28 protein-coding genes and 1 riboswitch are annotated in these 25,714 nt (G+C 53.2%); of the genes, 4 read left to right on the top strand and 24 right to left on the bottom strand.

Annotation, left to right across the window (positions count from 1 at the left end; translation table 11 throughout):
- Window positions 1-6 precede the first annotated feature (6 nt).
- Window positions 7-94, bottom strand: a riboswitch (cyclic di-GMP riboswitch).
- A 100-nt stretch (window positions 95-194) separates the two neighbouring features.
- Complete coding sequence (locus QMF38_RS09965) at window positions 195-1,316, bottom strand: TDT family transporter (protein WP_281759340.1); 1,122 nt, start codon at window positions 1,314-1,316, stop codon at window positions 195-197.
- Between the two features lie 125 nt (window positions 1,317-1,441).
- Between QMF38_RS09965 and QMF38_RS09960 the strand changes: the two genes are divergently transcribed.
- From QMF38_RS09960 to QMF38_RS09950, 3 genes are all read left to right on the top strand, one after another.
- Window positions 1,442-2,332, top strand: coding sequence for a LysR family transcriptional regulator (locus QMF38_RS09960; RefSeq protein ID WP_281759339.1), 891 nt, complete (start codon window positions 1,442-1,444; stop codon window positions 2,330-2,332).
- 71 nt (window positions 2,333-2,403) lie between these two features.
- Window positions 2,404-3,807: an amino acid permease gene (locus QMF38_RS09955; RefSeq protein WP_281759338.1), complete on the top strand. Its 1,404-nt coding sequence runs from the start codon at window positions 2,404-2,406 to the stop codon at window positions 3,805-3,807.
- 149 nt (window positions 3,808-3,956) lie between these two features.
- Window positions 3,957-4,301, top strand: coding sequence for an AMP-dependent synthetase and ligase (locus QMF38_RS09950; RefSeq protein ID WP_281759337.1), 345 nt, complete (start codon window positions 3,957-3,959; stop codon window positions 4,299-4,301).
- Window positions 4,302-4,973: 672 nt separating this feature from the next.
- Here the strand turns inward: QMF38_RS09950 and QMF38_RS09945 are convergent.
- From QMF38_RS09945 to QMF38_RS09845, 21 genes are all read right to left on the bottom strand, one after another.
- Complete coding sequence (locus tag QMF38_RS09945; RefSeq protein WP_281759336.1) at window positions 4,974-5,330, bottom strand: YciI family protein; 357 nt, start codon at window positions 5,328-5,330, stop codon at window positions 4,974-4,976.
- Between the two features lie 165 nt (window positions 5,331-5,495).
- Window positions 5,496-6,761, bottom strand: a complete 1,266-nt coding sequence (locus QMF38_RS09940) for a glycosyltransferase family 87 protein (RefSeq protein WP_281759335.1) — start codon at window positions 6,759-6,761, stop codon at window positions 5,496-5,498.
- 255 nt (window positions 6,762-7,016) lie between these two features.
- Window positions 7,017-7,496 (bottom strand): 23S rRNA (pseudouridine(1915)-N(3))-methyltransferase RlmH, encoded by a 480-nt coding sequence (rlmH, locus tag QMF38_RS09935; protein WP_006446044.1) that lies wholly within the window; start codon window positions 7,494-7,496, stop codon window positions 7,017-7,019.
- A gap of 17 nt (window positions 7,497-7,513) precedes the next feature.
- A complete protein-coding gene (locus QMF38_RS09930; protein WP_237716385.1) occupies window positions 7,514-8,728 on the bottom strand; it encodes a S1C family serine protease in 1,215 nt (404 codons plus the stop codon).
- Between the two features lie 92 nt (window positions 8,729-8,820).
- Complete coding sequence (locus QMF38_RS09925) at window positions 8,821-9,627, bottom strand: MBL fold metallo-hydrolase (protein ID WP_281759334.1); 807 nt, start codon at window positions 9,625-9,627, stop codon at window positions 8,821-8,823.
- Between the two features lie 48 nt (window positions 9,628-9,675).
- Entirely contained in the window at window positions 9,676-10,515 is an 840-nt protein-coding gene (yycI, locus tag QMF38_RS09920) for a two-component system regulatory protein YycI (RefSeq protein WP_006446047.1), read from the bottom strand.
- Window positions 10,512-11,825, bottom strand: coding sequence for a two-component system activity regulator YycH (yycH, locus tag QMF38_RS09915; RefSeq protein ID WP_006446048.1), 1,314 nt, complete (start codon window positions 11,823-11,825; stop codon window positions 10,512-10,514). The genes yycI and yycH overlap by 4 nt, the downstream gene beginning before the upstream one ends.
- Window positions 11,822-13,588: an ATP-binding protein gene (locus tag QMF38_RS09910; protein ID WP_281759333.1), complete on the bottom strand. Its 1,767-nt coding sequence runs from the start codon at window positions 13,586-13,588 to the stop codon at window positions 11,822-11,824. Before QMF38_RS09910 ends, yycH begins: the two co-directional genes overlap by 4 nt.
- Window positions 13,589-14,278, bottom strand: a complete 690-nt coding sequence (locus tag QMF38_RS09905; protein WP_281759332.1) for a response regulator — start codon at window positions 14,276-14,278, stop codon at window positions 13,589-13,591.
- A gap of 23 nt (window positions 14,279-14,301) precedes the next feature.
- Window positions 14,302-14,760 (bottom strand): hypothetical protein, encoded by a 459-nt coding sequence (locus tag QMF38_RS09900; RefSeq protein ID WP_281759331.1) that lies wholly within the window; start codon window positions 14,758-14,760, stop codon window positions 14,302-14,304.
- On the bottom strand, window positions 14,757-16,136 hold the full coding sequence (gene dnaB / locus QMF38_RS09895) for a replicative DNA helicase (protein ID WP_052012204.1): 1,380 nt from the start codon (window positions 16,134-16,136) through the stop codon (window positions 14,757-14,759). The genes QMF38_RS09900 and dnaB overlap by 4 nt, the downstream gene beginning before the upstream one ends.
- A gap of 9 nt (window positions 16,137-16,145) precedes the next feature.
- Window positions 16,146-16,589 carry a 50S ribosomal protein L9 gene (gene rplI, locus QMF38_RS09890; RefSeq protein ID WP_006446053.1) on the bottom strand — a complete coding sequence of 148 codons (444 nt, stop codon included), beginning with the start codon at window positions 16,587-16,589 and terminating at the stop codon, window positions 16,146-16,148.
- 123 nt (window positions 16,590-16,712) lie between these two features.
- Complete coding sequence (locus QMF38_RS09885; protein WP_244885199.1) at window positions 16,713-17,009, bottom strand: MazG-like family protein; 297 nt, start codon at window positions 17,007-17,009, stop codon at window positions 16,713-16,715.
- Between the two features lie 165 nt (window positions 17,010-17,174).
- Window positions 17,175-17,405, bottom strand: coding sequence for a 30S ribosomal protein S18 (gene rpsR, locus QMF38_RS09880; RefSeq protein WP_040288723.1), 231 nt, complete (start codon window positions 17,403-17,405; stop codon window positions 17,175-17,177).
- 86 nt (window positions 17,406-17,491) lie between these two features.
- Window positions 17,492-17,965, bottom strand: coding sequence for a single-stranded DNA-binding protein (gene ssb / locus QMF38_RS09875; protein WP_006446056.1), 474 nt, complete (start codon window positions 17,963-17,965; stop codon window positions 17,492-17,494).
- A gap of 18 nt (window positions 17,966-17,983) precedes the next feature.
- Window positions 17,984-18,271, bottom strand: a complete 288-nt coding sequence (gene rpsF / locus QMF38_RS09870; protein WP_006446057.1) for a 30S ribosomal protein S6 — start codon at window positions 18,269-18,271, stop codon at window positions 17,984-17,986.
- A 117-nt stretch (window positions 18,272-18,388) separates the two neighbouring features.
- The gene (gene ychF, locus QMF38_RS09865) at window positions 18,389-19,489 is read right to left on the bottom strand and encodes a redox-regulated ATPase YchF (RefSeq protein ID WP_281759330.1); all 1,101 of its coding nucleotides are present in this window, start codon (window positions 19,487-19,489) and stop codon (window positions 18,389-18,391) included.
- 327 nt (window positions 19,490-19,816) lie between these two features.
- Window positions 19,817-21,859: a molybdopterin-dependent oxidoreductase gene (locus QMF38_RS09860; protein ID WP_281759329.1), complete on the bottom strand. Its 2,043-nt coding sequence runs from the start codon at window positions 21,857-21,859 to the stop codon at window positions 19,817-19,819.
- Window positions 21,822-22,058, bottom strand: coding sequence for a DUF951 domain-containing protein (locus QMF38_RS09855; protein ID WP_074693584.1), 237 nt, complete (start codon window positions 22,056-22,058; stop codon window positions 21,822-21,824). The genes QMF38_RS09860 and QMF38_RS09855 overlap by 38 nt, the downstream gene beginning before the upstream one ends.
- Before the next feature lie 15 nt (window positions 22,059-22,073).
- Entirely contained in the window at window positions 22,074-22,928 is an 855-nt protein-coding gene (locus tag QMF38_RS09850; protein WP_281759328.1) for a mechanosensitive ion channel family protein, read from the bottom strand.
- A gap of 27 nt (window positions 22,929-22,955) precedes the next feature.
- Window positions 22,956-23,564 (bottom strand): hypothetical protein, encoded by a 609-nt coding sequence (locus QMF38_RS09845; protein ID WP_281759327.1) that lies wholly within the window; start codon window positions 23,562-23,564, stop codon window positions 22,956-22,958.
- 93 nt (window positions 23,565-23,657) lie between these two features.
- On the opposite strand from QMF38_RS09845, the gene yyaC reads away from it, so the two are divergent.
- Complete coding sequence (gene yyaC, locus QMF38_RS09840) at window positions 23,658-24,269, top strand: spore protease YyaC (protein WP_281759326.1); 612 nt, start codon at window positions 23,658-23,660, stop codon at window positions 24,267-24,269.
- Between the two features lie 55 nt (window positions 24,270-24,324).
- Here the strand turns inward: yyaC and QMF38_RS09835 are convergent, their stop codons facing one another.
- Window positions 24,325-24,843: a DUF4446 family protein gene (locus QMF38_RS09835; RefSeq protein ID WP_040288730.1), complete on the bottom strand. Its 519-nt coding sequence runs from the start codon at window positions 24,841-24,843 to the stop codon at window positions 24,325-24,327.
- Window positions 24,844-24,993: 150 nt separating this feature from the next.
- Complete coding sequence (locus QMF38_RS09830; protein WP_281759325.1) at window positions 24,994-25,701, bottom strand: DUF554 domain-containing protein; 708 nt, start codon at window positions 25,699-25,701, stop codon at window positions 24,994-24,996.
- Window positions 25,702-25,714 lie beyond the last annotated feature (13 nt).

Genomic DNA, 25,714 nt, shown 5'->3' with positions numbered 1-25,714 from the left:
GGATTTGGGTGCAACTCGGCCATCATGGGCAGCATCTGCCTGTAGACCCGTAGCTTTGCGCCCACACCTTTCGATGTGTTTGCCGACTGGTTATCTGATCGATTGTGTTTAATCATATTGTACATCGTCGACAAGGAGGATACTAGGGGGCATGCGTAAGGGGCGCGGCTCTTTGCGTACACCCCATCTTACCGTTACGCTCGCTTGGCCTGCGCGCAAACATGCTCACTGCCCTCCAACTGGTGCGCCGCTCGCCATGTCATGAGTTCCCCTTTGACGATTCCCATCGTTGTACGCACAAAGACAACTGTAAAACACACCCACAAGATGGCAAGCTGGACGACCCCCGCTATCGCATAAAACGAATGTCCCATAAGGTGGTCAAGGGCATAGGTTCCACTCGTAAAACTGCCAATCGGAAATACGTAGCTCCACCAGCCAAGGTGAAACGGCAGTCCATCTCCGCGACGAGTCACGTGCAAAAGCGTATGCATTGTCGATATGAGAATCCACCAAACGCCAATGCCCCACATGGCCATCGCAAACACCTCGGCAAATGCATGCAAGGCGTTTGCATACGCCCCAAACAGATGACTTGCCTGAATAGGCAAGCCGCACATCGTCCCCATCGACATGCCAATAGGCCCAATTTCCACCCATAGGCTCGGTGCCTCCTGGCCACTCAAACGGCGATGATATACCAAACGCGCATAGACCAAGGTGCTCATCAGAATAAATAGAAAGAAGGTCACGCCGAACATGGCAACGATAACAGCCAACATGGCAAACTGCACTGCGCTTCCACCCACGTATGGAAGGAGATTGGTTCCAGTAGCCGCCGCAACAATCGGTGGCACCAACGGAATGAGCCATGAGGCTACCGTCTCTTCGCGTTCGACGCGATGTTCGGCAAACAAAAGGTATGGAACAACAATGACCGTGAACAGCGACGCCAATGTGCCAGCCAGCCAGATACCGATGCTGATGTGAATTGCTAGTAAACGTGGCAAGAGGTGGGTTCCAATCAAAAAGTAATCGTTCCCTACCACGTTTAATCCCATGGCGAATGCACCATAAAAAAGCGCTCTCCCAGGTTTACGGAAGTCGTCCACCGCAGTTTCCGTTGCGAGCACCCAGCGCAAGAGCCACATGACAAATGCAGATATAAACACCACGTTCAACGCCGCAAACAGAGTGACGCCCACCACATGTTGCAACGGGATGGTTATGGGTGACGTGTATGTCAGAGCAGCAACAATGCCAATGCCCATTACCGTTGTGAACCAATTTAACCCGAATTGTCGAACGACGCGCATACAGGTCTACCCCCTTCTGTGCTAATCGTCTTTATGGTATGTCTTGTTAACGATTAGGTAAAATACATAATGTCAATATAGGTGATAAGGAATTCATTATCTTTATGTCACAAGGGGGGCATTGCGTGGATTGGCAACTTCGCGTGTTTGTCACCGTCGTGGAAGAACAAAGTTTCACACATGCCGCAAAGAAATTGCACATTAGCCAACCGGCCATCAGCCAACACATTCAAGCGCTCGAACAGCGACTCGATGTCCGCCTGCTCGATCGCGAACGGCGAAGGATTCGCTTAAATCCTGCCGGCGAGATTGTCTATCGACATGCAAAGGAAATCCTCGCGCTATACAGTCGCATGGAACGCATGCTAGAGGAAGCCAAAGAGGAGCCATCCGGCTCCCTGCGCATCGGCGCCAGCCTTACTTACGGCGAATATGTGCTGCCGCATGTGATTGCCTCGTTTCGCAAGCGGTACCCGATGATTCAACCTATCGTCGAGATCGCAAATACACAAACCATCGCCCATCGCGTAGCGGTGCGCGATCTCGATATCGGCGTGGTGGAAGGTCGCGATGTGGTGCACGATGACGTGGAACTGACGCCTTTTGCCGAGGACGAGTTGGTCGTTGTATGCGCGAAGAACGCGCCGTGGCCGCCTGAAGGTGACGTCACCCCGGCTGATCTCGCGGCAGCCAACTGGATGATTCGCGAACCTGGCTCAGGCACGCGGGAATTTGTCGATCAGCTCTTTATCCGCCTCGGTATCGCTCCCACGTCTGTCGCCGAGTACAATAGCACGCAAATCATTAAAGAATCTGTGGAGGCCGGACTTGGCATTGCACTGTTGTCGCGCTGGGTCGTTCGCAAAGAGCTGGCATGGGGAACGCTGCGCATCGTACCGGCACTCCACGAACCCATCACCCGCTGGTTCTCGATTGTCACGCGGCGCTCCGCGTTTGAAACGAGGGCGACCATCTTGTTTCGGGACTTTTTGCAGAGTGGGCAAAGTTCACCATAGGCTGGAATCCTACACAAATGTCCCTGCCTCGGCCATAGGGTAAGCGTAATAGCCTACCTGGTGGTGATGGCATGGACAACGAAATTGGAAACGCATCGCGCAGTGAACGGCACTTGCGGCGGGCACTCTCGGCCCGTCACGTGCAGATGCTCGCGTTTGGCGGCGTGATTGGTGTCGGACTCTTTTATGGGGCGACCGTCTCCGTACGACTCGCTGGCCCATCCGTGATCCTGGACTTCGTGCTGTGTGGCGTGATGGTGGCCATTGTGATGCGCGCTTTAGGCGAAATGACGGTTGCCGATCCGTCCGCGGGATCGTTCGCTATGCTTGCGAAGCACAGATGGGGTGATAGGCTCGGGTTTGTGACGGCAGGCATGTGGTGGTTTTACTGGGTGGCGACCGTGATGTCGGAGCTAGCCGCCATCGGCAAGTTAATTCAATTTTGGGCGCCAAATGTTCCGGCCTGGTTGCCAGGTCTGATTGCGCTCGCGTTATTTACGCTATCCAACCTGCTCATCGTGCGCATGTTTGGCGAGATCGAATACTGGTTCGCCGTGCTGAAGGCCTTGGCCATCGCCGTCTTTATCGTGTTTGGTTTACTCATGATGGCGACCCCCTGGTTGCATACTGGCGGTCCACTAGGTATCGCAAACCTGTACGCACACGGCGGCTTTCTGCCAAACGGATGGCTGGGAGCCGTGATGGCCCTGTCGCTCGTCGTGCAGGCCTACAGCGGTATCGAAACGCTTGGCGTCGAGGCCGCGGAAACAGCCAACCCGAAACGCACGTTGCAACGCGCCTTTCGCAGCGTGACCTGGCGAGTACTCGTGGTGTATATCGGATCCATGTTCGTCATGCTTTGTGCCTTCCCATGGACTTACCTCATTGACCATAACGGCAGTCCGTACGCCCTGATGTTTGCACGCGCCGGCATCCCGATTGCGGCAGGCCTGGTCAACTTAGTCATCGTATGTTCCGGTTTGTCGTCCTGCAATACGGGCCTTTATGGTGGTAGTCGTATGCTGTATGCCATGGCTCGACAAGGACATCTCTCGAGTGGACTGGCGCGCCTGAACCGAAAAGACGTGCCCCACGTAGCTGTCTGGCTGACGTCACTGGCCATCGGAATTGGCATACTGATCACGTACCTAAACTCAAATTACGCCTATGTATGGATCACCAGTGCCTCCGCATTCGCGTCGTTGTGGACCTGGTTTATCATTCTATTGCTGCATGTCACCGGGCGCAGGGTAACCATGACATCTGCATCGATCACAGAACATTCCACATTACGCCGACCAATTCTGTCCTACTTCGGCATGTGCTTGCTCGTCGGCACGTTCGTGTTCATCGTCCTATCGCCACTCACGCGCGTATCCGTCTTTTCTGGAGTCGTGTTTCTGTTGATTGTATGGATATACGCACTTGTGCGCTTTCGCGGTGCTAAAGGCGATCACGATGAGGCCAGACGGTAACACATCCAAGATCCACCCCTACACAGCCTACAAAGGTGTGCATGGGGCAAAGCGCGATCGCACTTGCAAATTGGTATACACCGCCCTGGACCGGGCATTCTAGCCTTCGAATTGAGTTTACCAAGTTTGTGTAAAACGGAGGCTTGTGCATGGATAACCTGAACACGACGTACACCTATCTGAGCCAGTGTCGACAAACGGTACAGCAGTTGATGCAGCAGACCCAACAAGCGTCGATGCAGTATCAACAAATGATGCAACAAGAACTACAAAACGCCCAAACGCTCGAACAGCTGGCGCAACGAGAACGCCAAGCCGCGCAAATGATCCAACAGGCGTTACAAGGGCACCAGATGGTCATGCAACAACTGCAACACATTCAGCAAATGTGTGACAGGTTGGGCGCGGAAGTACAATCCGCATACCAGCGCCCGCTATCCACGCCCGCTTACGGCCAGACACATACGCCGAATTTCCCCATGTTTCATCAGTGATTGGCAACGTGGCTGCCCCACTCTTATCGGGGCAGCCACTCCAACCGTGACGGTTGATAAACCTGCGGTGATGATGGTAACCATGGTACGAGCCATCGCTAGTCTACATTTTAAAATGGTTGAAAGCAGATAAAAACTGCCCTCTGAGGCTGTATGCAACGTTAAGTGGTTGACAATCGTACAGCTTTGACGGACCATCTCGATAACGCTTTCAGGATGTCTCTGAAACAGGAGGGCACATATGCAAGAGAACTTCGTTCGTTTTCTACATGATTACACGTGGACAACAGCGGCAAACCAGCTCCCTGAGGCCACACGCCAAGACTGGGTTCAATCCTCCATCTGCCTGAATTATAAGGAGGTTATCCACCTGTCCGAAAAATGGAACAAGGATTCGCTTCGTGCCTAGGATCTCTATCCAAAATCACATGGAATTATGCCGTTCTTATACTCCCTCTCATGAATGTATGCGACAGTGCATTCTGAACCAGGAGCAAGGCGGCACTTTTTGTGTGGTTTCAATCGTATACCCACAAAATCGCTCTTGTCCGGTCAAGAAGACCTGCGCACAGTCATGCCCCCACAACGATGTTGAATCGCCGAAGTGCCAATCAAAATGACGGCAACGCCATCACCTCGCGTATTTCCACCAATAAATCCTCTAGATACCGATCACGCTGAATGAAACTGCCGTACTTGGATTTTCCGATTGCAAGCCCTCGATCCATCAGCGGCAAGCCTAAGTGCAACGCTCAAATCAGGAGCATCAATGATCCATATTCCAGCGACATACTCCTTTGATTCTGAGGATGGCCCGTCAATGACAACGGCAGCTCCACTGCGGTTGTCTATCACAGTGGCCGAATTCGGAGATCCGAGACCGCCGGCGAAAAGCAAGTAGCCATCGGCCATTAGTCGGTCATTGAAGGCGTCGATCGCCGCTCTCTCGTCCGAGGTTGCCGTGCCATTCGTAAGCTCGGCATCGGACCGAATGGTCATGTCATCCATCACGAAAAGTATGTACCGCATGTCAGGCTATCCCCTTAGAGCAATGAAATGGCACAACGTAAACGCACGGTTCTATGTACTTTCAGCTGCTTCAGAGACTGACCATATCCATTCTCGGTTTTGGAGTGTCCACTGTATTGACTCAATACCAAACACTCTTGAATAAAACCTGGTTAACTCACCCCCTTATAATGACACATCTAATTGTTTTAGGATGCTAGGATGTTGTAAAACAAGCAGCATGACGATAAGGCAAACGAGAGACACAAACATTTGTGTGTGTAACCAGAAAAGCGACGGTAATCTCCGGGTCAGATCATTGAACAAGAACGTCACCGGCAAGGTCTGAAGACCGTATGCAAGTGCGATGATAGCGAGGTACCGCGACTTGATACTGACGTTCATCCGTTCTGCCATGTAGAGTCCGGTTAACATTGCAGGTAATGTGAAAACCATATGCGGTTGTTCAAGCAACGGCGATACCGAGATGGGTAACATCGACGTGAGCCCTACACTTACGTGAGCCTCGGTGTGCTTGGCCTGACGAATCCTCCACACAATGGCCGCCAAGACCGCTACGGCGTAGATATTGAAGGTGAACTGGAGCATAGGTTGGTGGTATAGACCCTTCAGATGAACTAGGAAAAGTTCCATCACCCCGAGTAGCGACTGATTGTATGGTGCCGGCCCATTTTGCATACTGTCGTGGCTAAATTGTAGGAAGTGGATAGCGTATCCAAACGTGCTCCCAGGTCCCAACCAGCACCATGATGCCAGTATGATCAAAGTACCGAACACAGCTGTGTACCATATCGTCCTCCATTTTCGCTGCATGGCAAGCGGGAGCAAAATGACGATGGGGGTAACTTTCACCAAAATAGCCAGGGCTATAGGCAGTGCAGCGACGGTCTCTAATTTACGTCGATATAAAAGATAGAAAGCGAGCGACAAGAAGCCGAACAGCACCGTATTCACGTTGCCCACAGCGAGGTCCAATTGAAATGGAGTCAAAGTCATTACTGCAACCATGAGACCCAACAGATAACCACGGCGCAATCTCCCCCACAACAGCTTCGCCGTCCAAAATACGCCGAATACGCCACATAGAACCGTTAACAACCGCCATACGGCCAGCGAAACTCCAAAAGGCAACCAGGCGAGCCAGGAGAATAACCAAGCAAATTGCGGTGGATAGACATATTGATTGTGCATATCCATTGGATAGTGGTGAGTTTGCAGAAATGCACGCTCCGAAGTACCACTGTATAATGCGGCCCATGTCACGTGCCCCTCGATGACATGCAGGAATGCCGTATAAAAAAACGCATAATCATAGCCCAGGAAGTGGATATGCGCTAAACCCGTCCATTCCTTCCAAACACACACGATTACGATCACGATGGCACAGGAGAACCACCATAGCCGCAGACGTCCCAACCACAGCACACTCACCTACAAGCCCTCTTTCCAGTTAGATTTCCAAAATGCTGAGTTGGCATCACAGTATTCATAGTTTACAAGGCGCACCTCGAAATGGTCTTTGTTTGCTCCCAGCGCCTGTAGGCATCCATACTGGTCATAAGGGCATGTACAATTATCACGAAATCGGATAACGATTATCGGTTAGTGCGTTTATGGCATAGACATGTGCGCAACTTAGCGACAACCTTCCATTCAGCCGTGCAACACAGTACTCTGATCCTCAGTTTACTTGTGATACGGTTCCCCCCGCATAATCCTAATCCCGCGATATAACTGCTCAAGCAGCACCACTCGCGCCAGTTGATGTGGCAGCGTGATCGGCCCAAAGCTCCAGCGCATCGTCGCCTGTTTCCGCAGGCGGTCGTGCACACCACAAGATCCGCCAATCACAAACGCGAGTCTCCCGTACCCCTGCGCCTGCAAATCGGCATACGCCTGGCTCCAACCGTCCGATGAAAGCTGCTTCCCACCAATGTCGAGCACGATGACCCCGTCGCGGGGGCGTAACAGCTTCTCAATGCGATCCGCCTCCCGCGCCAAAGCCTGCTGCCTGTCCGCTTCACTCATGCGCTCCGGCACCGGCTCGTCCGGAACCTCGTGCATGGTCAGCTCGACATAAGCCGAAAGGCGCTTCTCGTATTCGCGAAGCGCCTCCAGCCAATAACGCTCTTTCACTTTCCCTACCGCGATCACGGCAACCTGCATGTTCCCCGTCCCCTGCTTTACGGAGAGCCCACATCTCCCGTCGTCAATTGCGTGTCCATCGAGCCAATTTTCACTCGCATCGTCACAAGGCGAGAGTCCCGGTACACCTTCAGTGTCACCGTATCCCCCGGCTTCGTCTGGAACACCTGCGTCCGCAAGTCAGCCATCGTGCGAATCGTTGTCGCATTTAAACCGACGATTACGTCATTGGAGCGCAGGCCTGCGGCACGTGTCTCTGGAGAAGTGACTTTCTTAACCCACACACCGTAATCCACCGGCACGTCCGGCCACATCTGTTGTGGCAGCGAAGTCAATGAATACGCCTCAATCCCAAGTGCGGGATGAATTGCATGCCCAGTTTGCATGAGTTGCTTGGCCACGACTTTAACTTCGTTTGACGGAATTGCAAAGCCCATACCTTCAAAATTTTGCGCAACGATTTTGCTGCTATTGATGCCCATCACATCGCCATGAATGTCGACCAACGGACCGCCGCTGTTGCCCGGGTTAATGGCCGCATCTGTTTGAATAACCGTCTGGTAGTCCAAAGTCTGTTGAGTTGCCTCATCCTGTACTGGCATGATGCGCGACTTGGCGCTTACAATACCGCTTGTCACCGTATCCGCAAAGTCAAGCCCTAACGGCGTGCCAATCGCAATTGCTGGTTCCCCCGCTTCAATTTTATCGGAATCGGCAAAATTGATGGCGTCAACGCCTTTGAAAACGCTGGCCGGAACCTTCAACACCGCGAGATCGGTGTACGGGTCCGTTCCCACGACCTCAGCGTTGTAGTGCTTGCCTGAATCGCGAACAATATCCACCTTTGCAGCGCCTTCTACCACGTGATTGTTCGTAACCAGATACGCTGACTTATCATCCTTATAAAACATGACACCAGTACCAATGCCGGTAGCCTGCAACTTGGATTGCTGCGAGAAAAAATTAGAGACCAGTTGATAGTTCTCGACTCCAACCACATCCGGTTCGACCTTGCGAACCGCTTGTGTGACATCACTTGAAATTTGGATGGTCATCGGCTGCCCAACTAACCGTGTCGCCATGGGCTTTGGCTGAGCCACATGGTGGCTTTCTGCAGAAACGCGTGTCAACCCGATGGTCAAAGCAGATCCTGATAGTGCCGACAAGGCGACCACTGTCATCCAGCGAGCTGCGCTCCCTGACCATAAGCGCCTCGAGCGGCGCGATTGCTCTCTGTCCTGGTTTCCGTTCACCTCAACACCCCTCCTGCCGGCCTGCGTGGATGGGGCCAACACCGTACCACGCGATCATAATCAGGGGTTATTTTGGGCGTTGAGGCATGGGATCATACTCTTGCCCGGGAAATTTCCGTTAACGTCGTTGCCTCTTGGCGGCTCGTACGTTTAAGTGTAAGGACCTCAGCCAATCTGGGTCTGGCGTCGATCACGATTTGCTCGACAGTCAATTCGGCCAGATCGGGCAGATTGTTATCTGCGCTTAGATGAGCCAGAAAGACCTCAACAGGCGATTCCGGGAGGATGTCGATTAATGCGTAACCTGCGTCGACGTTAGACAAGTGGCCTTTATCACCGAGAATCCGCCGTTTTAGGTGCCATGGATACCTGCCGGCGCGTAGCATGTCCGTATCGTGATTGCTTTCAAACACATAAGCGTCACAGTTTTGCAGAAGCTCCTTTTGGCGATCACTGACGTACCCAAGGTCAGTCACAACGGCAAGGCTGGCATCAGGCGTATCAAAGCGATATGCCACGGGTTGCTCGGCGTCGTGCGACACGGCAAAAGGCGTGATTTGGATATCGCCGATGGTGAACGACTCTTCTTCGCGAACCACTTGAAAGCGGGACTCATCTTCCAGTCTCGCCTTATCTGGCAGGTTTGCGTATGTACCTTCAGTCATATAAATTGGAGCTTGACTTTTTTTGCATACCTGTGCCAAACCGCGTACGTGATCGTCATGCTCATGTGTGACTAAAATGGCAGTGAGATTCGATATTTCCTGGGTACAGGCGAATTGCAATCGCGTCTGCAACTGCTTGCCGCTGATGCCTGCATCAAGCAGAATCTTGGTCTCACCGTCCTCAATATAGACGGCATTGCCATTGCTCCCGCTCGCAAGTACTGAAAAACGCACTACCGGAACCTCCTTACGGTTGCAAGACCGTATTTGTATCGAAAATGACTAAAATGCGGTGGCCATTTCGACCTCTCCCGTAAACGCATTGACGTAATAGGTTCCTGCAGTCGTTACGATGCGCCACACCGGAAACCAGTAGCTTTGTAGCACCTGCTGGTTTCCTGACGCAACCTGAACTTTGCGCGCATATCCGAGATCGACCCTGACGACCGTACTGCTCGTCGCCGTATCGGTTTTATCAACTGCGTCGGCCAAACTGTCCAAGGCGTCCAATGCACTGATGACTGGCTTCGGTGAACTATTGGCCACAACATGTTCGACCAGTGTCTGACTGTACGCCACCAAGAGCCCTTTGGATTCTGTACTGACAATGGCCGCATCAAAAATCGGGTAATTGTCCACCATCTCATAATACACCGCATGATTCGGATCCGACGAGATGGGATCCGGTGTGTATTCACTGCCCCGATATACGTAGGACAGCACCGTATGTGTCGTTGTAATCTGCATAGGACTTTGGTACTCAACCGTCCAATTGCCTTGTGCAGTGACGGTAATGCTACCCTGGTTGGTGGTCACACCCACATTTCCTGTATAGGTCAACTTGCCTTTTACATTTGGGAATGCAGCCTGTACCAACGCACTCAACTTGGGATTGGCAAGGTCCGCCTGAAAGGTCACAAGGTTGGGTTGCCCACTTGGCACCTGCGTGTCCAAACTGAATCCGTGGTTCGCCAGTAGCGTCTTCGTATTGGCAAGCAAGTCCGCAGGCGATTCTGCATAATCACTTGCTAGCTGCCTCGACTCATACAACTGCCACCCAAGCACGGCGTCCAGAACAATAAACAGTGCAATCAGCCACGACTTTGCAACCTCCCAATTCACGCCAACCCCTCCGCAATGATAGCGCCATTCACGGCATCCAAGACCCAGACGTCGCCACCGTTGTTGGTCACATAATAAGCCGGCTCCAGTTCTATCTCACCTGCGGGCATACTCTGGCGCACCGGGACATACCCAAGTTCCACGTGAAACGTATGCACATTGACGCGTGAACCAAGCCTCTCCAGAGACGAAATTAGTTGACTTTGCCCGATCACGCTAACTTGAGTTTGCCTTACGACTGTTGAGAGCGTCCATAATGGACGATCAAACTCGAGTACGTGCCCACTCTCAATGTCGAGATTATAGTCGGCCGCATTGTCGAGAATCGGGTAGCCATCGACAAACTGCGCGAACGACAACGTCGGGCCATTCAAATTGACGGTCAACATGCCAAGCAAGTCAAACCCAATCAGATTCTCCGGGCCGCCCCCGTGCGCGTGCAGGAAGTCGATTGCGGTGAGATAGTCTTCCGAATGCAGGCCCGAAGCTCCTGCATTCGGATCCTCATATTCCAGCTGGTCTGCACCCTTGTCGATTTGCACAGCTCGACTGCCGTCAGTCCAGAGTGTCGTTGAAGCGTTTTCTTGGATCTTGGTGATTGCTTGTGGATTGAGGAAAAACGACTGAATGAGCGGCAAGGCCTCTGGTTCCGTATAGCTATACACAATGCGTTGCATGTGTCCATTCTCAGGAACCCTGCTTTCTCCCTCAAAGTCGTCCCAAACGCTGTAGGGAGCCGCTTCTGCTTCACTTTGCGCCGTGCTCTCAAGTGACGACACGGAAAGAGTTGTTTGTTCTATGAAGATTTGCGTCTGCCCGCCCGCGTCGTTGCCTATCAACGCCATGTTACAAGTACGCCAACCTGACATTGCATAGATCACGATGGTGCGGCATTGCCAACCGACCAACTCCTGCCCTAGACCATCCAACCATGCCTTGCCGATAGCCCCGTTCAGTGGAATACCAAACTGAAAGGAAACGCGCAAAGTGGCACTGCTCGGCATGGCGGTGCTCACAATCGGATGCATCGGTCGAGCTGTGAGCAATTGTCCTGTCCAAAATGCATACGCTGCACTACCTGGCCGGATCACAGTATGTCTATCGCCTGTCTCCACGTCTATCTCATATGGCCGGATCGTTTGCCCCAAACTCGGCGTCGCCGCGATAGGTAAAGAATGTGGCTGGGCCAGACCAATCTCGCTCCCTTCTTGGAGATTGTCTGACCACAGCAAAAAGCTCAAAACCATGCTGCTTGCCACCAACAGGACGAGAATCGCCGTTTTTAACGTGCGTAGGAAGGATGGCATCATAGGGTCCCCTCCTCTGCGCGCCGCAATGAAACGTACGCCGTCGTCCCTTGGTTGGGTTGACTGACAATGCGGATTTCCCCACCCATGCGCTCAACCATCTCACGAGCAAGCGCAAGGCCAAGGCCTGTCCCGCCGCGACGCCGACTGCGCCCCTTTTCAACCCGGTAAAACCGCTCAAAGACATGGGGCAAATCCTCAGCAGGGATACCTATGCCGTTGTCCGACACAGCAAACGTGACAACTTCGTCAGCCGCTTTTACGTGGACGTCGATCTCACCGCCAGGCGCGGTATATTTGAGCGCGTTCGAAATCAGATTGTCAAGGACGCGATTGACCATGTCGCTATCTCCATACACAGCCAAGGACGCCTCTGTGGGTCCGTGCACGCGATATCTCAATTGCTGACGCGAGGCTTGTAGCGCAAAGCGTTGTGCCACCCCGGCAAGTAAAGGTTGAACCCGTAACGCTTGTAGCGCAAAAGCCTTTGACCCACCGCGATCAAGCCCCGACAGTTGCAGCAAGTCCCGCGTGAGGCGTACCATGCGGTCCGTCTCTTCTGCGATCACGCCTAGGAACTCCTGCCTGGTTGCGTGTTCATCGTCATCGAGATCGCGCAGAACTTCGATGTATGACTTCACGGTCGTCAGCGGCGTGCGCAACTCGTGCGAAACATTGCTGACGAAGTCGCGACGCGCTTGCTCAAGCTGTTCCTGCTCTGTGACATCCCGCACGACAGCCACGAAGCCATCAATTTGGCCGCGCCGCTGGATACTCGTCAGGATGATATGAAAAATGGCATTGCCAACAACGCGCACTTGGCGAACACCAGATGATACATCTGCCTTCGCCATGTCATCGAGCTCTAGGAGCGCGAGCGCTTCGTCCTCTTCGTTCGCAGCAGTCCGCAGCATTTGCCTGGCTGCCCGATTCATCATCAACACCTGGCACGACGAATCGAGGACAATGACGCCCTCACCCATCGACGTGATGACGGCGCGCAGGCGTTCCTGTTCCAGTCGATTGCTGGCAAGCGCCTCGTCGAGTTCATCCGCAAGATGGTTGATGGACGCAACGAGTTCTCCAAACTCGTCGTTCCCACTCACCGTCAGTCGCTTTGAAAAGTCACCTTTTGCCATAATCTGTGCCTGCCGCGTCACTTCCAGCACAGGACGCGTGAGGGCACGTGCGACGACCATGCCAAGAATGACGGTAAGCACAAGAACCCCCATCGATCCGGTGTAAAAAATGCTGGTGGCTTGATGAATCGTCTCGTATGTGGATTGTATGGATAATACGTATTCGAGGATGCCAAGGTATGACCCGTGGAGTTCAATGGGAACCGCAATCGCCAACAAGTGGCTCTTTGAGACTGGGTCATAACGTACAGATTGGGCGTTTGAGTGATGTAATAACGCCTCTGTTGCGACAGAATCAATGCGTTTTTGTCCAATTAACGCCCCACCCGCGGTGGTGTACATCACGTAGCCATCCTGGTTCAGAACGTACACGGTTCCGTTCAAAAACTGAGGAACCGATTGCAGGACGGTCGTAATGGATGTGCCCACACTTTTGGCGTCGCTTTGGATTTGTGGCGCCACCAAGGTTGCCATAAGTTGAGCTTGGTTTTTGGCCGCCGCGGCTTGATTGTGAATCAAGGAAGACGTCAGGGCGCGTACGAAGTACGCACCAATCAGTTCGACCGCAAACAGGATGAGCAAGGTGTACACCAGTACAAGTTTGACGCGCAGACTCCGCCAGCGCATTTATTCGTTCCTCACATAGTAGCCGACGCCGCGCCGTGTCATGACATAGCGCGGCTGGCTCGGATCAGGTTCCAGTTTTTCGCGCAAGCGGCGAATCGTCACATCGACCGCTCGCGTGTCCCCCACATAGTCGATGCCCCAAACCTGGTCGACGAGCTGTTCCCGAGTAAATACGCGCCCAGGGTGAGCCGCGAGCAATGCAAGAACTTGGAACTCGCGATGGGTCAGCGAAATGGGCTGTCCACCCTTGGTCACGCTATACTCTTGCAGGTCGATGACGAGATCCTGCACAATATATCGCTCGCTCTCCTTGCCATCGTTCAACACGTCGCCGGCGCGCCGGAGGTTCGCCTTGACACGCGCAAGTAACTCTCGCGTGCTAAAAGGCTTGGTCACATAATCATCTGCACCAAGTTCCAAGCCAAGTACCTTGTCGACTTCGTCGTCCTTAGCGGTCAGCATGATGACAGGTATACCCGAGGTCTGGCGTACAGTGCGCAATACATCAAAACCGTCTAACTCTGGCAACATCACGTCGAGCAACATCAAGTCCGGCGCATGTGCACGCCAGAGATCGATCGCCTCGCGCCCGTCGTATGCGCATGTCACGCGGTAGCCACTGCGTTCGAGTGCAAAGCGTAGGATATTGGCAATAGGCTCTTCGTCCTCGACGACCAGAATGTGCTGCACATGACGCCCTCCTTTCGACGGTGTCAGTGGCTTACCCAAATGATTTGTGGATGAGTCAATATCGGCGCATACTGCCCCAGCTTGTATAACAGCACCGCATAAGGATCCGAAATGGTTCCGCTACTTAAATCCGGGGCGTACAGGCCGAGATCGAATATAGGCGGTCCAAACCACCACGGCTTGACTGTGACATATGCGCGTATGTGGGGCGGCAGAACAGACGCCGCATAGCTCGGAATGTCATACACGTACGCAAAGCGCGCCCAAAATGCAAGCAATAGTAGCAGTACGAGCGCAATTGCCGCCCGCGTCCAAAACTGTAGGCTGCGCAAGGCGCGCCATGCCTTGACGCGACGCACGCGCGCTCGCCTGCGCCGACGCCGGCGCTTTTGCTGCTTAAGCATCATTTCGCGGCGCTCTTTCCGCGTCAGTGTGCGCGGCACCGTCAACCCTGCTAGTTGTTCCGATTCGTCGTTGTTCATGGTCCGCTATGCGCTTTCTCCAGATTGACAAACTTGTTGTAGTTTTTGAGGAATACCAACTCGACCTTGCCAGTTGGGCCGTTACGCTGCTTTGCAATGATTACCTCGACGATGTTCTGACGCTCTGTCTCCGGGTCATAGTAATCATCGCGATAGAGAAACGCGACAATATCCGCATCCTGTTCAATGGAGCCCGATTCGCGAATGTCAGAGAGCATCGGACGCTTATCCTGGCGCTGTTCAACCGAACGGCTCAACTGGGCCAGCGCCACGATGGGAACCTCCAACTCGCGCGCGAGTTGCTTGAGCGACCGGGAGATATCCGAGATTTCCTGTTGTCGATTTTCGCCAGAGGATCGACGGCCGTGAATCAACTGCAAATAGTCGATGACGACGAAACCAAGTCCATGCTCCATCTTCAATCTGCGCAGCTTGCTGCGCATGTCCGGCACGGTGATGCCCGGCGAATCGTCGATGTAAATCGGCGAATTCCCTAAGGTGGTCACGCCCATGGACAGCTTGGGCCAATCGTCGTCATCCAGTGTACCGTTACGCAACTTATGGCCGTCAATATATGCCTCTGCACAGAGCATACGTTGAACGAGTTGGTCTTTTGACATCTCAAGAGAGAAAATGGCAACGGGCAACCCACTGCGCACTGCCACATTCTGCGCGATGTTCAGAGCAAACGCCGTCTTACCGACAGAGGGACGCGCTGCGACAATGATGAGGTCAGACTTTTGAAAACCGCTCGTCATCCTATCCAGTTCGCTGTAACCCGTTGGCACGCCTGTGATGTTGCCATCGCTCTCATAGAGTTGTTCGATCCGCTCGAACGTCGTCTGCAATACATCGGAGATATGCGTGAAATCCCGAGTCCGCTGAAACTGCCCGAGCTCGAGAATCGCCCGTTCAGCATCTGCCAGAACGTCTGCCGCCGGTACCTCCTGCGCGTAGCCTGCCTCCGCAATCTGCGTAGCAGCCGCAATAATCCTGCGCAGCAAGGCTTTTTCACGCACAATTTCTGCGTATTGCACGACGTGTAACGCCGTCGGCATCGCGGCAGCGAGATCGGCCAGGTATTCTGCGCCACCAACGGCATCCAGCGCGTCGTCGCGCGTGCGCAAAGCCGCTGCCACGGTGACCACGTCGACTGGGTTCCCTGCATCATAGACGTCGCGCATCGCCCGAAAAATAGACTGGTGAGCCGCTCGGTAAAAATCGTCCGGCTCTAGTATTTCAAGCGCCTCTGCCACGGCGTCTGGCGAAATCAGCATTGCACCCAGGACAGCCTGCTCCGCCTCAACTTGCTGCGGTGGCATTCGAAGCCCTGTATCCGCAGCGGGCGACGGCCAGAGAGCACCCTCATTCACCATGGCCATCCGTCATTCCGCCTCGACGTAGACAAGCACCTGTACGTGAACCTCCGGATGGAGTTTAACGGTCACACGGTGCCCTCCCAAAGACTTAATGGGTTCACCGAGGCTGATTTTGCGCTTATCGACCGTAAAGCCCTGCTGTTTCATCGCGTCAGCAATATGCTTGCTCGTGATGGCCCCGAACAGGCGTCCACCTTCGCCGGCTTGCGTTTTAACAACAATCTTTTGATTCTCCAGCTGTGCGCCTAATTGTTTCGCATCAGCCAGTTCTTGTGCCTTGTGACGCCTGTCCTTCTCGCGTTTCTGCTCCAACTCGCGCAAAGCGGCAGGTGTAGCCTCCTCGGCCAACCCGCGGGGAAACAGGAAGTTGCGAGCGTACCCTTCACTCACATCTTTGAGTTCGCCTTGTTTACCTTGGCCTTTTACATCTTGCAACAGGATCACTTTCATCGTACCGACCCCCAATCAAAATCCATCGTATCGCCGCATGGTTGCGGGCGCAAATGCAAAACCGACCAACATCGGTCACCTTCGGATCTGACAGGTTCATCTCACCGACAACCGCCGTACATCCTAGATGCGACCACGGAGATGGCGCACGATGTCCGCCATTTCGTCTCGCCGCGGATTGTCTACGGACGGCGCGTCCTGAAAGGCCGCTATGACTTCGCGATCGATCCGGTGCGGTGCAATTCCCATTTGAACACCCAGCAGGTATGCGAAGCCAACAACGCCAGCCAACGCTTCGGTCAAAAGTGTCTGGTTGCCCGATTGGACGCTGCGTAAAACTTCAACCGCCTGCTGCACCAACTCGATCCGATCATGCTCCACAGCCTGCAGCTTTCTCGTCAAGTTTGTCTCCGCTTCCATACCCGTCACCGCGCTACCTCCCAATTGGTGCACTCGGCAAATCTTATATCTTTACGCATTCCACAAACTCACGAATAAGTCCTGCTGGGCCAAGACGAAGAAAGGCCGCCCGAAATTGCGGGCGATCCGCAATCCCGAACGGCCATTCGCCGTACGTTAGACAGCTCACTCTGTGGTGTATGGCAACAATGCAACCTGGCGAGCCCGCTTAATCGCGACCGTCACCTGGCGTTGATGGCGCGCGCAATTCCCGGAAATGCGCCGCGGGAGGATTTTCCCACGCTCCGTCAAGAACTTGCTCAAACGGCCTATATCCTTGTAGTCTGCGTAGTCAATCTTATCGACGCAGTACTGACATACTTTGCGGCGCTTTCCACCACGACCTTTACGCGGCATTCCACTCACTCCTCGTCGTTTTCTCCAGCGGCCGTACGCCTGTCCCACACGCTCGTGCGAGCAGTGTCAGCCTCTGGGCATCGAAATCAAAAAGGCAAATCATCTTCCGAAATATCGATAGTTTGGCTGTCATCCGCAAACGGATCGTCTTCGTAAAGAGGAGCTGAACTCCGATCAGGACGTGGCCTGTTCATTGGTGTTGAACCACCACCGAACCCACCAGCTGACTGTGCAACATCCGATCCGCGATCCAAAAAGCGAACGGTTTCCGCGACAACTTCCGCAACGCGGACCTTTTGACCTTCGCGATTGTCGTAGGTGCGAATCTGAAGGCGACCATCGACCGCTGCCAGTCTGCCCTTTTGCAGATACTGTGCGACAATCTCGGCCTGCTTCTGCCACACGACAATATTGATAAAATCAGTCTGGCGCTCACCGCTCTGCCCGGAACGCATACGATCTACCGCCAGTGTAAACGACGCAACCGCCGTTCCATTGTTGGTGTAGCGCAGTTCAGGATCCGCCGTCAGCCGTCCTATTAAAATGACCCGGTTCAGCATCGTTTTCCCCTCCGCGAATTACTCACCCACGCGGACTGTCAAATAACGAACGACATTTTCGTCGATGCGCATTACACGTTCGAGCTCTTTGGACACATCTGTGCCCGCCGTGTATTTAAACAACACGTAGTAGCCCTCACGGTTGCCTTCGATTTCGTACGCCAAACGACGCTTGCCGATCTCTTGAAGTTCGTCGATTTGACCGCCTTGTTCAGAGATGAGCGTTTGATATTTCTGAACCAACTCAGAGGTCTGTTCAGACTCCAATGTTGGGTTCACAATGAACATCGTTTCGTACTGACGCATACCGTGACACCTCCTTCTGGTCTGATGGCCCCTTGCGGAGCAAGGATGTTGGCAGCATAGATCATGCACCGATTGTCTATGCTATCACGAACAGTCCAACATCACAAGCCAATTTCATCAGACATTGAAACGGAAGTGCATCACGTCGCCGTCTTCTACAACGTAATCCTTACCTTCTAAACGAACCTTGCCCTGTTCTCGAGCAACTTGGTAACTGCCGGCGGCTATCAGATCCTCATAAGCGACTACTTCTGCGCGGATAAAACCGCGTTCGAAGTCGCTGTGAATGACCCCTGCTGCCTGTGGGGCCTTGGTCCCGGTTCGAATCGTCCACGCCCGAACCTCCGGTTCGCCAGCCGTAAAGTAAGTACGTAGCCCAAGCAATTGGTAGGCCTTGCGGATTAACCTGTCCAGACCTGCTTCGGAGAGACCGAGATCCGACAAAAAGGCATCCCGGTCTTCGCCCTCCAGTTCAGCGATTTCCGACTCTAACTGCGCACAGACAACGACCACCTGTGCACCTTCCGTCTCTGCACGCGCTTCGACGGCTTTGACATGCACATTGTCCGAACTGTCGGCAGCATCTTCTTCGCCAACGTTTGCTACATACAGAACTGGCTTTCGCGTCAACAAGTGAAGATCCCGCAGCAAGGCCTGTTCCTCGTCGTTGAGCTCGACAGATCTAGCTGCTTGTCCCGCTTCCAGAGCTGCCGCGATGCGTTCTAGGGCCTCCGCCTCCAACTTAAAGCGCTTATCGCCACTCTTCATGTTCTTCTTCGTTCGCTCCAGCCGCTTTTGCACGGTCTCGAGGTCGGCTAAGATCAACTCGAGATCAATGGTCTCAATGTCTCGGATGGGATCAACAGAGCCCGATACATGCGTGATATCACCATTTTCAAAACAACGAACGACGTGGACGATGGCATCGACTTCGCGAATATGACCAAGGAACCGGTTGCCCAGTCCCTCGCCCTTGCTTGCTCCTTTGACCAAGCCGGCAATATCGACAAATTCGAAAGCTGTCGGCACAATCCGCTTTGGATGTACAATCTCCGCAAGCTTTTGAAGCCGCGGATCCGGCACCTCCACGACGCCGACATTTGGATCAATTGTGCAAAATGGATAGTTTGCGGCCTCTGCCCCGGCCTTTGTGATGGCATTAAACAAAGTCGACTTGCCTACATTGGGCAAGCCTACAATTCCAGCCTGTAGTGGCATGTTGACACCTCGCCGTGTTCTTTGCAGGATAAGTATAGACGGTTGTCCCCAACTGGCAACACACAATTGGAGATTTCTCAACATTCGGTACCGACAATCAAAAAAGTTTGCAAATCCGTTCGCAACCCGGACGTTTACCTGGATAGAGAATCTCCACGTAGGAATACTAATCCACTGAGGAGGTGATTGCGAATGCTGCGTCGACTTTTGCGTCGATTGAGGGTCCGCAAGCTCTCACCGAAAGCATTGGCCATCGAAACTGGACCCTCCGCTCGTGTGAACCGGACAAGACCCCGTTATCATGCGTCGTAATTCCTATACCTACACTCACTTCCCGGTAGTTGCCGGGGCAATCGCGGAGAGCTCTCGCTGAGAGGGCTCTTCTTCATGTGCAGGAGCACGGACAACACTGCAAAAACAATCGTATTGAGCGCTCTGGCTGCCAAAGTCCGCTTTACGCGTATCGGTAAAGTCGTTTGCGGTCACACCTTGCCCAGACCAACCAATCTCAAGGCGCACCGACTTCGCGTGCCCTGCAGCTTGCACGCGAGCAATTGCCCGAATACGAGCACGTTCATTTTCTACATAAACAAAATCGCCGTCGGCAATCCCCTGCTCGTACGCAATCCCCCGACCAATCTCGACGATTGGGCACTCACCGCGGCCTTCCGGGAACGTCTCGCGCTGCGACAACTGCCACTTGCGCGGGTGAATCGTGAGAAGGACATACGGATACATGTCAGTTCCCCGTTGCAACTTGTCGATCTCGATCCGCGCAACCGGATGATGGCCATCGGCAACTGCCAAACTCGATGCAAACTCAAACTTTCCACTTGGCGTACCAAATTTATGATCCGCCCAGGCCACCGCCGGTACATCCAATTTGACAAAGCCTCGCTCTTTCAGTTCCGCAACTTTTTCCTGCGGCCATGGCGACAGCGCCCTGTTAATCCACACATCCACACTGCCCTCCATGATTTCCGGCCTGCCAAGGGCACAAGCGAGATCGGCAAAAATCTGCCAATCTGGCTTTGCTTCCCCTCTTGGCGCAACGACTGGTTTCACGTAGCTGACATAATCGTGCCACATCGTCGTGTAGGCGACATCCTCTTCCTCCAAGACGTTGGTACACGGTAGAACATAGTCGGCCATTTCTGCCGTTTTGGTCATGAACGTGTCGATCACGACTTTACACCGTATCGATGCGAACGCCTTGCGGAACAAAGCCGAATCGGGCACTTGTAGCACTGGATTCGTACGCGTCACAAAAGCAACGCGGATCGGTGGATTCGCCGCAAGAATGTCAGCTGCCTGTGTCGCCCGTTCAAATGCACGAACGTCAGCTTTACTACGCCCGGTCAACGCCTCTTCGTCGAAGAAGCTTGCAAGTTGACGCTGCGCATAGCTGACACCACCGCCCGGAACCCCTACGTGCCCCGTTGCAGCGACTAGTGCGTCAATGGCACGTACCGTCTGTCCGCCTTGCGCATAACGTTGCATGCCAATGCCGAGAATGGTTGCCACTGGCCGCGTACGGCCGTATAACTCAGCCAACCAGTATATGTCTTCGACAGGCACGTCGGTCAGCGAAGCAACCGTTTCCGGATCATACATATCGAGTTCAGCGGCAATCGCGTCCCAGCCAAGCGTAGCTTCCCGGATAAAGTCGTGATCGAGCCAATTGCGATCTCGGCAGACGCGGAGCGCCGCCAGAGCCAGTAGGCCATCCGTGCCTGGGCGCGGATAGATACACTTGTCTGCCCGGCGCCCCAGATCCTGCGCCAGCGGACTGATGACCACCAATTGTGCGCCACGTGCTTGCGCGGTCTTGATAAAGGGTGTCATGTGTACATTGGTGTTAGCCACATTGCGTCCCCAGACGACGATGGCCTGTGCATGCTCCGCCGTATCCTCTGGAGCATGGCTGTTTGCCCTGCCAAAATCGTACGTCTGTGCCGTAAGTCCCGCGTCCCAGCACAAACTCCCGACCGTTTCCGTACAACCGCCGAGGCCGTAAAAGAACCGCTGATTCAAATTCTTCAACAGCGTTCCGGATCCCCAATCGTAACAATGAAAAATGCCGTGATGCCCCACTTCATCAAGTGTCGCCTGAACCTGCACAGCGATCTCCGCGATGGCCTGCTCCCAAGAGATATGAACAAATGTGTCTCCCACTCGCTTGAGCGGATGCAGTACTCGGTTCTCACTGTTCCTTCGAATACTTAGTTGCCTTCCGCGATTGCACAAAGCACCCTTTGTGATAGGATGGTCGGGATTGCCTTCGAGCTTAATGTTCCCTTGCCCATCAACCTCTGCAAGAATGCTGCAGCTGTCATAACAGTCCATCGGGCATGCTGTTTTGACTTTCATCCTTAGCCTCCTCCCCTTTCACCAGTACACTGCGAATCAGCCGCTCAAACCGCGCCCTCGGGATCAACACACTGTGGCCGCACTTTTGACACTTAATACGAATATCCATGCCTAAACGGATGATTTGCCACATGTTCTCTCCACACGCATGTGGCTTCTTCATCTTTACAATATCGTTGAGTCCAAACGAGATTGGCACAATATCGCCCCCTTCTCATTCGGTCGCCAATTCACCCACGCCATGTGCATAGCCACCCTCGGCTTCAGTTCGCTGCAGCGCATCAAGTGCTTCCTTGATCCGTTCTTGTGCCTCTCGCTGTACGGACGAATTTTTGGTCGGCGCACAAATCGCTGTGGCACGAACCACCACAGTTGAATTGGACATTTCCTGAACCCCAAGCACGTGGATATCACCCGTCAATACATCCGGTTGCTCGCGCTTCATGGTGTTAAGCACATGTTCCATCACGGATTTTACGTCATTGACATCCGAATCGTACGGCACGGTGATGTCGATCACGGCCGTGGAATAGGTTCGCGAGAAGTTGGTAATCGTCGTGATTTGGCCATTCGGAATGACCTGAACTTCTCCGGTCCAAGCCTGCACACGAGTCAAGCGAACACCAATGGACACAACCGTGCCCGTGAAACCATTGATTTGAACCGTATCTCCCACAGCATACTGATCTTCAAATAAAATAAACAACCCAGTGATGACGTCTTTGACGAGACTCTGAGCCCCAAAACCAACGGCCACACCGACAATCCCCGCACCAGCGAGAATGGCGGAGACGTTGACATGGAAAATCGCCAACACCTGTACCACGAACACAAAGTACACTGTGTAACGAATCACGTTTGCAAACAAGGATTCCAAGGTCGCCTTCCGCCGGGATTCCATGCGCGCGTGCATGGCGAGCATTCGCTTCATGACACGAATGCCTGCGCGGATGATTAGCCTTGCGAGCAAGTAGAATACGACGATCTTGACGACGTCCCAGATGACGACTTCCACGCTTGGCATGTCACTAAAGGCCTTGTCCTCAATATGCTTCCAGAACGACTGCAATCGTCCACCCCCTGTCCCGCATTATGCTCATGATATCATAATACGCAGACCTGGTAGGGCACGCAGAAGGATGTCCAACCCTTGATAACTCAGCGAATCGATGGCATGTTTGGCGATTGGCTGAAGCGGTTGTATCCAGTCTAATGTCACGAGCAGGCATAGCGTGGTAGCTGCAACCCATAAGCCAGCAAACGCCGCGGCAAGATTGCGAAACAACTGTTCTCCCACAAGATGTTGAGCATGTTGTGGCTCATCCCAAATCGCCTCTGCAACTGAGTCCACCGCAACAAAGACCATAAAGACCGCCCAAGCCATCATAATGGTGATCAACACATGGAGCACCTGTAAGCTCAGCCATCTTGAATAGGACGATGCATCAGCATTCGAAGCAGGAACAGACGGTACCACATGTTGCATCCACCCGACGGCGTGGGTATTTAGGGATATCTCCTGCATAAGCCATGAGAAAGCCGATCCTGTTTCAATGAATGTTCGTACAAACCATGGCGTCAGGTGTACAGCCACATACATCGAGGTCAATATGGCCGCCACATACAGAAGCGCTTGCTCTGTTTGCTTCGTTCGAACCCACAGCCAGATCCAGCAAGCCTCCGCGAGTAAACACAAATCGATCACGCTTGTCTCCCCTAATTTACAGGAATCTTGGACAGGTATAGTTGATGGTACGCCTACGTATACTGGGAATATTCCATGCTAGGGGGATATCCCGTGAACAATCGGCAGATAGAATCTCCTGCAATTGAAACCGGGGACGTGATCGGCCGCGTTTCCTTGGACGACACCTTCGCAGCAGACAAACTCGAAACGTATTTGGATGGCATTCTCGGCTCGGTTCAGTCACAGCGCATTCTTATTGTTTGTGTTGGTACCGATCGATCGACAGGCGATGCATTCGGCCCCATTATCGGTTCACGCCTTGGCCACAATCTTCGCATTCCCTCCATCGACATATTCGGTACTTTGGACGAGCCGGTGCATGCCGTCAATTTGAGTGCAACCTTGGAACGAATCGAAACCATGTATCATGAACGGCCTTTCATTATCGCGATCGACGCGTGCCTTGGCAAGTTCGATCACGTCGGTCACATTGCCGTTGAACGCGGTCCCTTGCGTCCTGGGGCCGGCGTTAAAAAGGTTTTGCCGGAGTTTGGGGATGTAACCATCACGGGAATTGTGAATGTCAGTGGCTTCATGGAGTACTTCGTGTTACAAAACACGCGACTTGGCATTGTCATGCGCATGTCGGACATCGTGGTCCAGGCATTATCGTCGAGTCTTCAAAAGTGGCAACACTCCGTAGCAATGCGAATGGGGATGTGAACGAACAACGTGTTCACATCCCCATTCGGCGACATTATGAAACCTGCAATGACAGTTATGAAATTCTCGCTGGCTGGCGCTCCAATGTCCCCATCGCGCCGGAAATCACGCTTTGCTCCTCCTCTGTCAGAAGGTACGGGGATTCTCCTGCTTCAATCGGCTTGCCGTACGTTACAGAATCTTCTCGGCCATAGATAGATGTCAAAACGACACCATCCCCCTGGTCGTCGAGGAATGCAACTGAATAGCTTAAATCACTGCCCACCTCTGAAAACGCATTATACCGACGAATCACAGGAGTGGAGACCTTTTTGTTCAAGGCTTTCTCCAACTGGGAGATATGCACCTTGGCAGCATCCAATTGCGCTTGCAGCGATTTCACAGCATCTTTGGTCTCCGTAAAGACCTGTTCCAAATCCGCGGCCGAACTGATCTCCCGCAGTCGGTTAAGCTTGCGACGCAAACTTGAGGCACGCGCCAAACTGGACACCGCAAGGATAAAACAAATGATGGCCACTGCACCGCTCGCTAACGCGATATCCAGGGTGTACGGCTGAAGAGAAGCTAAGTTCATTGTAACGTTTCGTCCTTTCGCAAAAGGATACATACTGGATGGATTACAGATAACCCCCGAATTCGCGAACGGTTGTAGTATAGCGTGATCGCCAACCCTTGCATCATCCAATCATTGGTTGTATTGCCCAACCCAGATCGGGCCACAATGTCACCAAAGGGCGTGAATGGCATGCACAATCTCTTTACAGAGAGGCGCCAGTACGATAGCGGGCAACATATTACCAACAGCGATTTTTGTTAACCCACTGATATTCAAGCCAATTGCAACAATCAAGAGGCCCCCTGTGGCCGTAACGGTGTCGATAAACATTGGTGTATTCAGCACATTGCCGACCAAGTGTGAGACAAAGGCAATTGTGCCTTGGTACAAAAAAACGGGAATGGCTGATAGACCAACGCCCAAGCCGAGTGTAGAAGATAAGACAACCGCCATAAAACCGTCTAACATCGACTTGGCGAGCAATGTACGGTGCTCACCTTGGATCCCATCCTGGATGGCACCGACAATCGCCATAGAACCGATACAATACAACAGAGTAGCTGAAATAAAACCTTCTGCAATGGGCCCACGATATATTCGCGTAACCGCTCGTTCCAGTCGATGTGCAGCCCTGTTCAATCCGCCCTCTATGTTCAATAACTCCCCCAGAATCGAACCAGCAACGATAGAGATAATGATTAACAGGATGTCGGACATATCGCTGAGAGCCATACTAAGACCAATGATGATCACGCAGAGTGCAAGTCCCTTAGTCACCGTATCGCGCATTCGGTCCGGAATCTTTGGAAGCATCATACCTATCGTCGTTCCTAGGATGATGGCTAATGCGTCCACGATCGTCCCGAATAGAAACATAGGTTCACCTCAA

This window comes from Alicyclobacillus hesperidum subsp. aegles, from assembly GCF_027923525.1.
GTDB classification, from domain to species: domain Bacteria; phylum Bacillota; class Bacilli; order Alicyclobacillales; family Alicyclobacillaceae; genus Alicyclobacillus; species Alicyclobacillus aegles.
The sequence above is the reverse complement of the archived record's forward strand: the minus strand, read 5'-3'. Positions and strand labels throughout refer to the sequence as shown.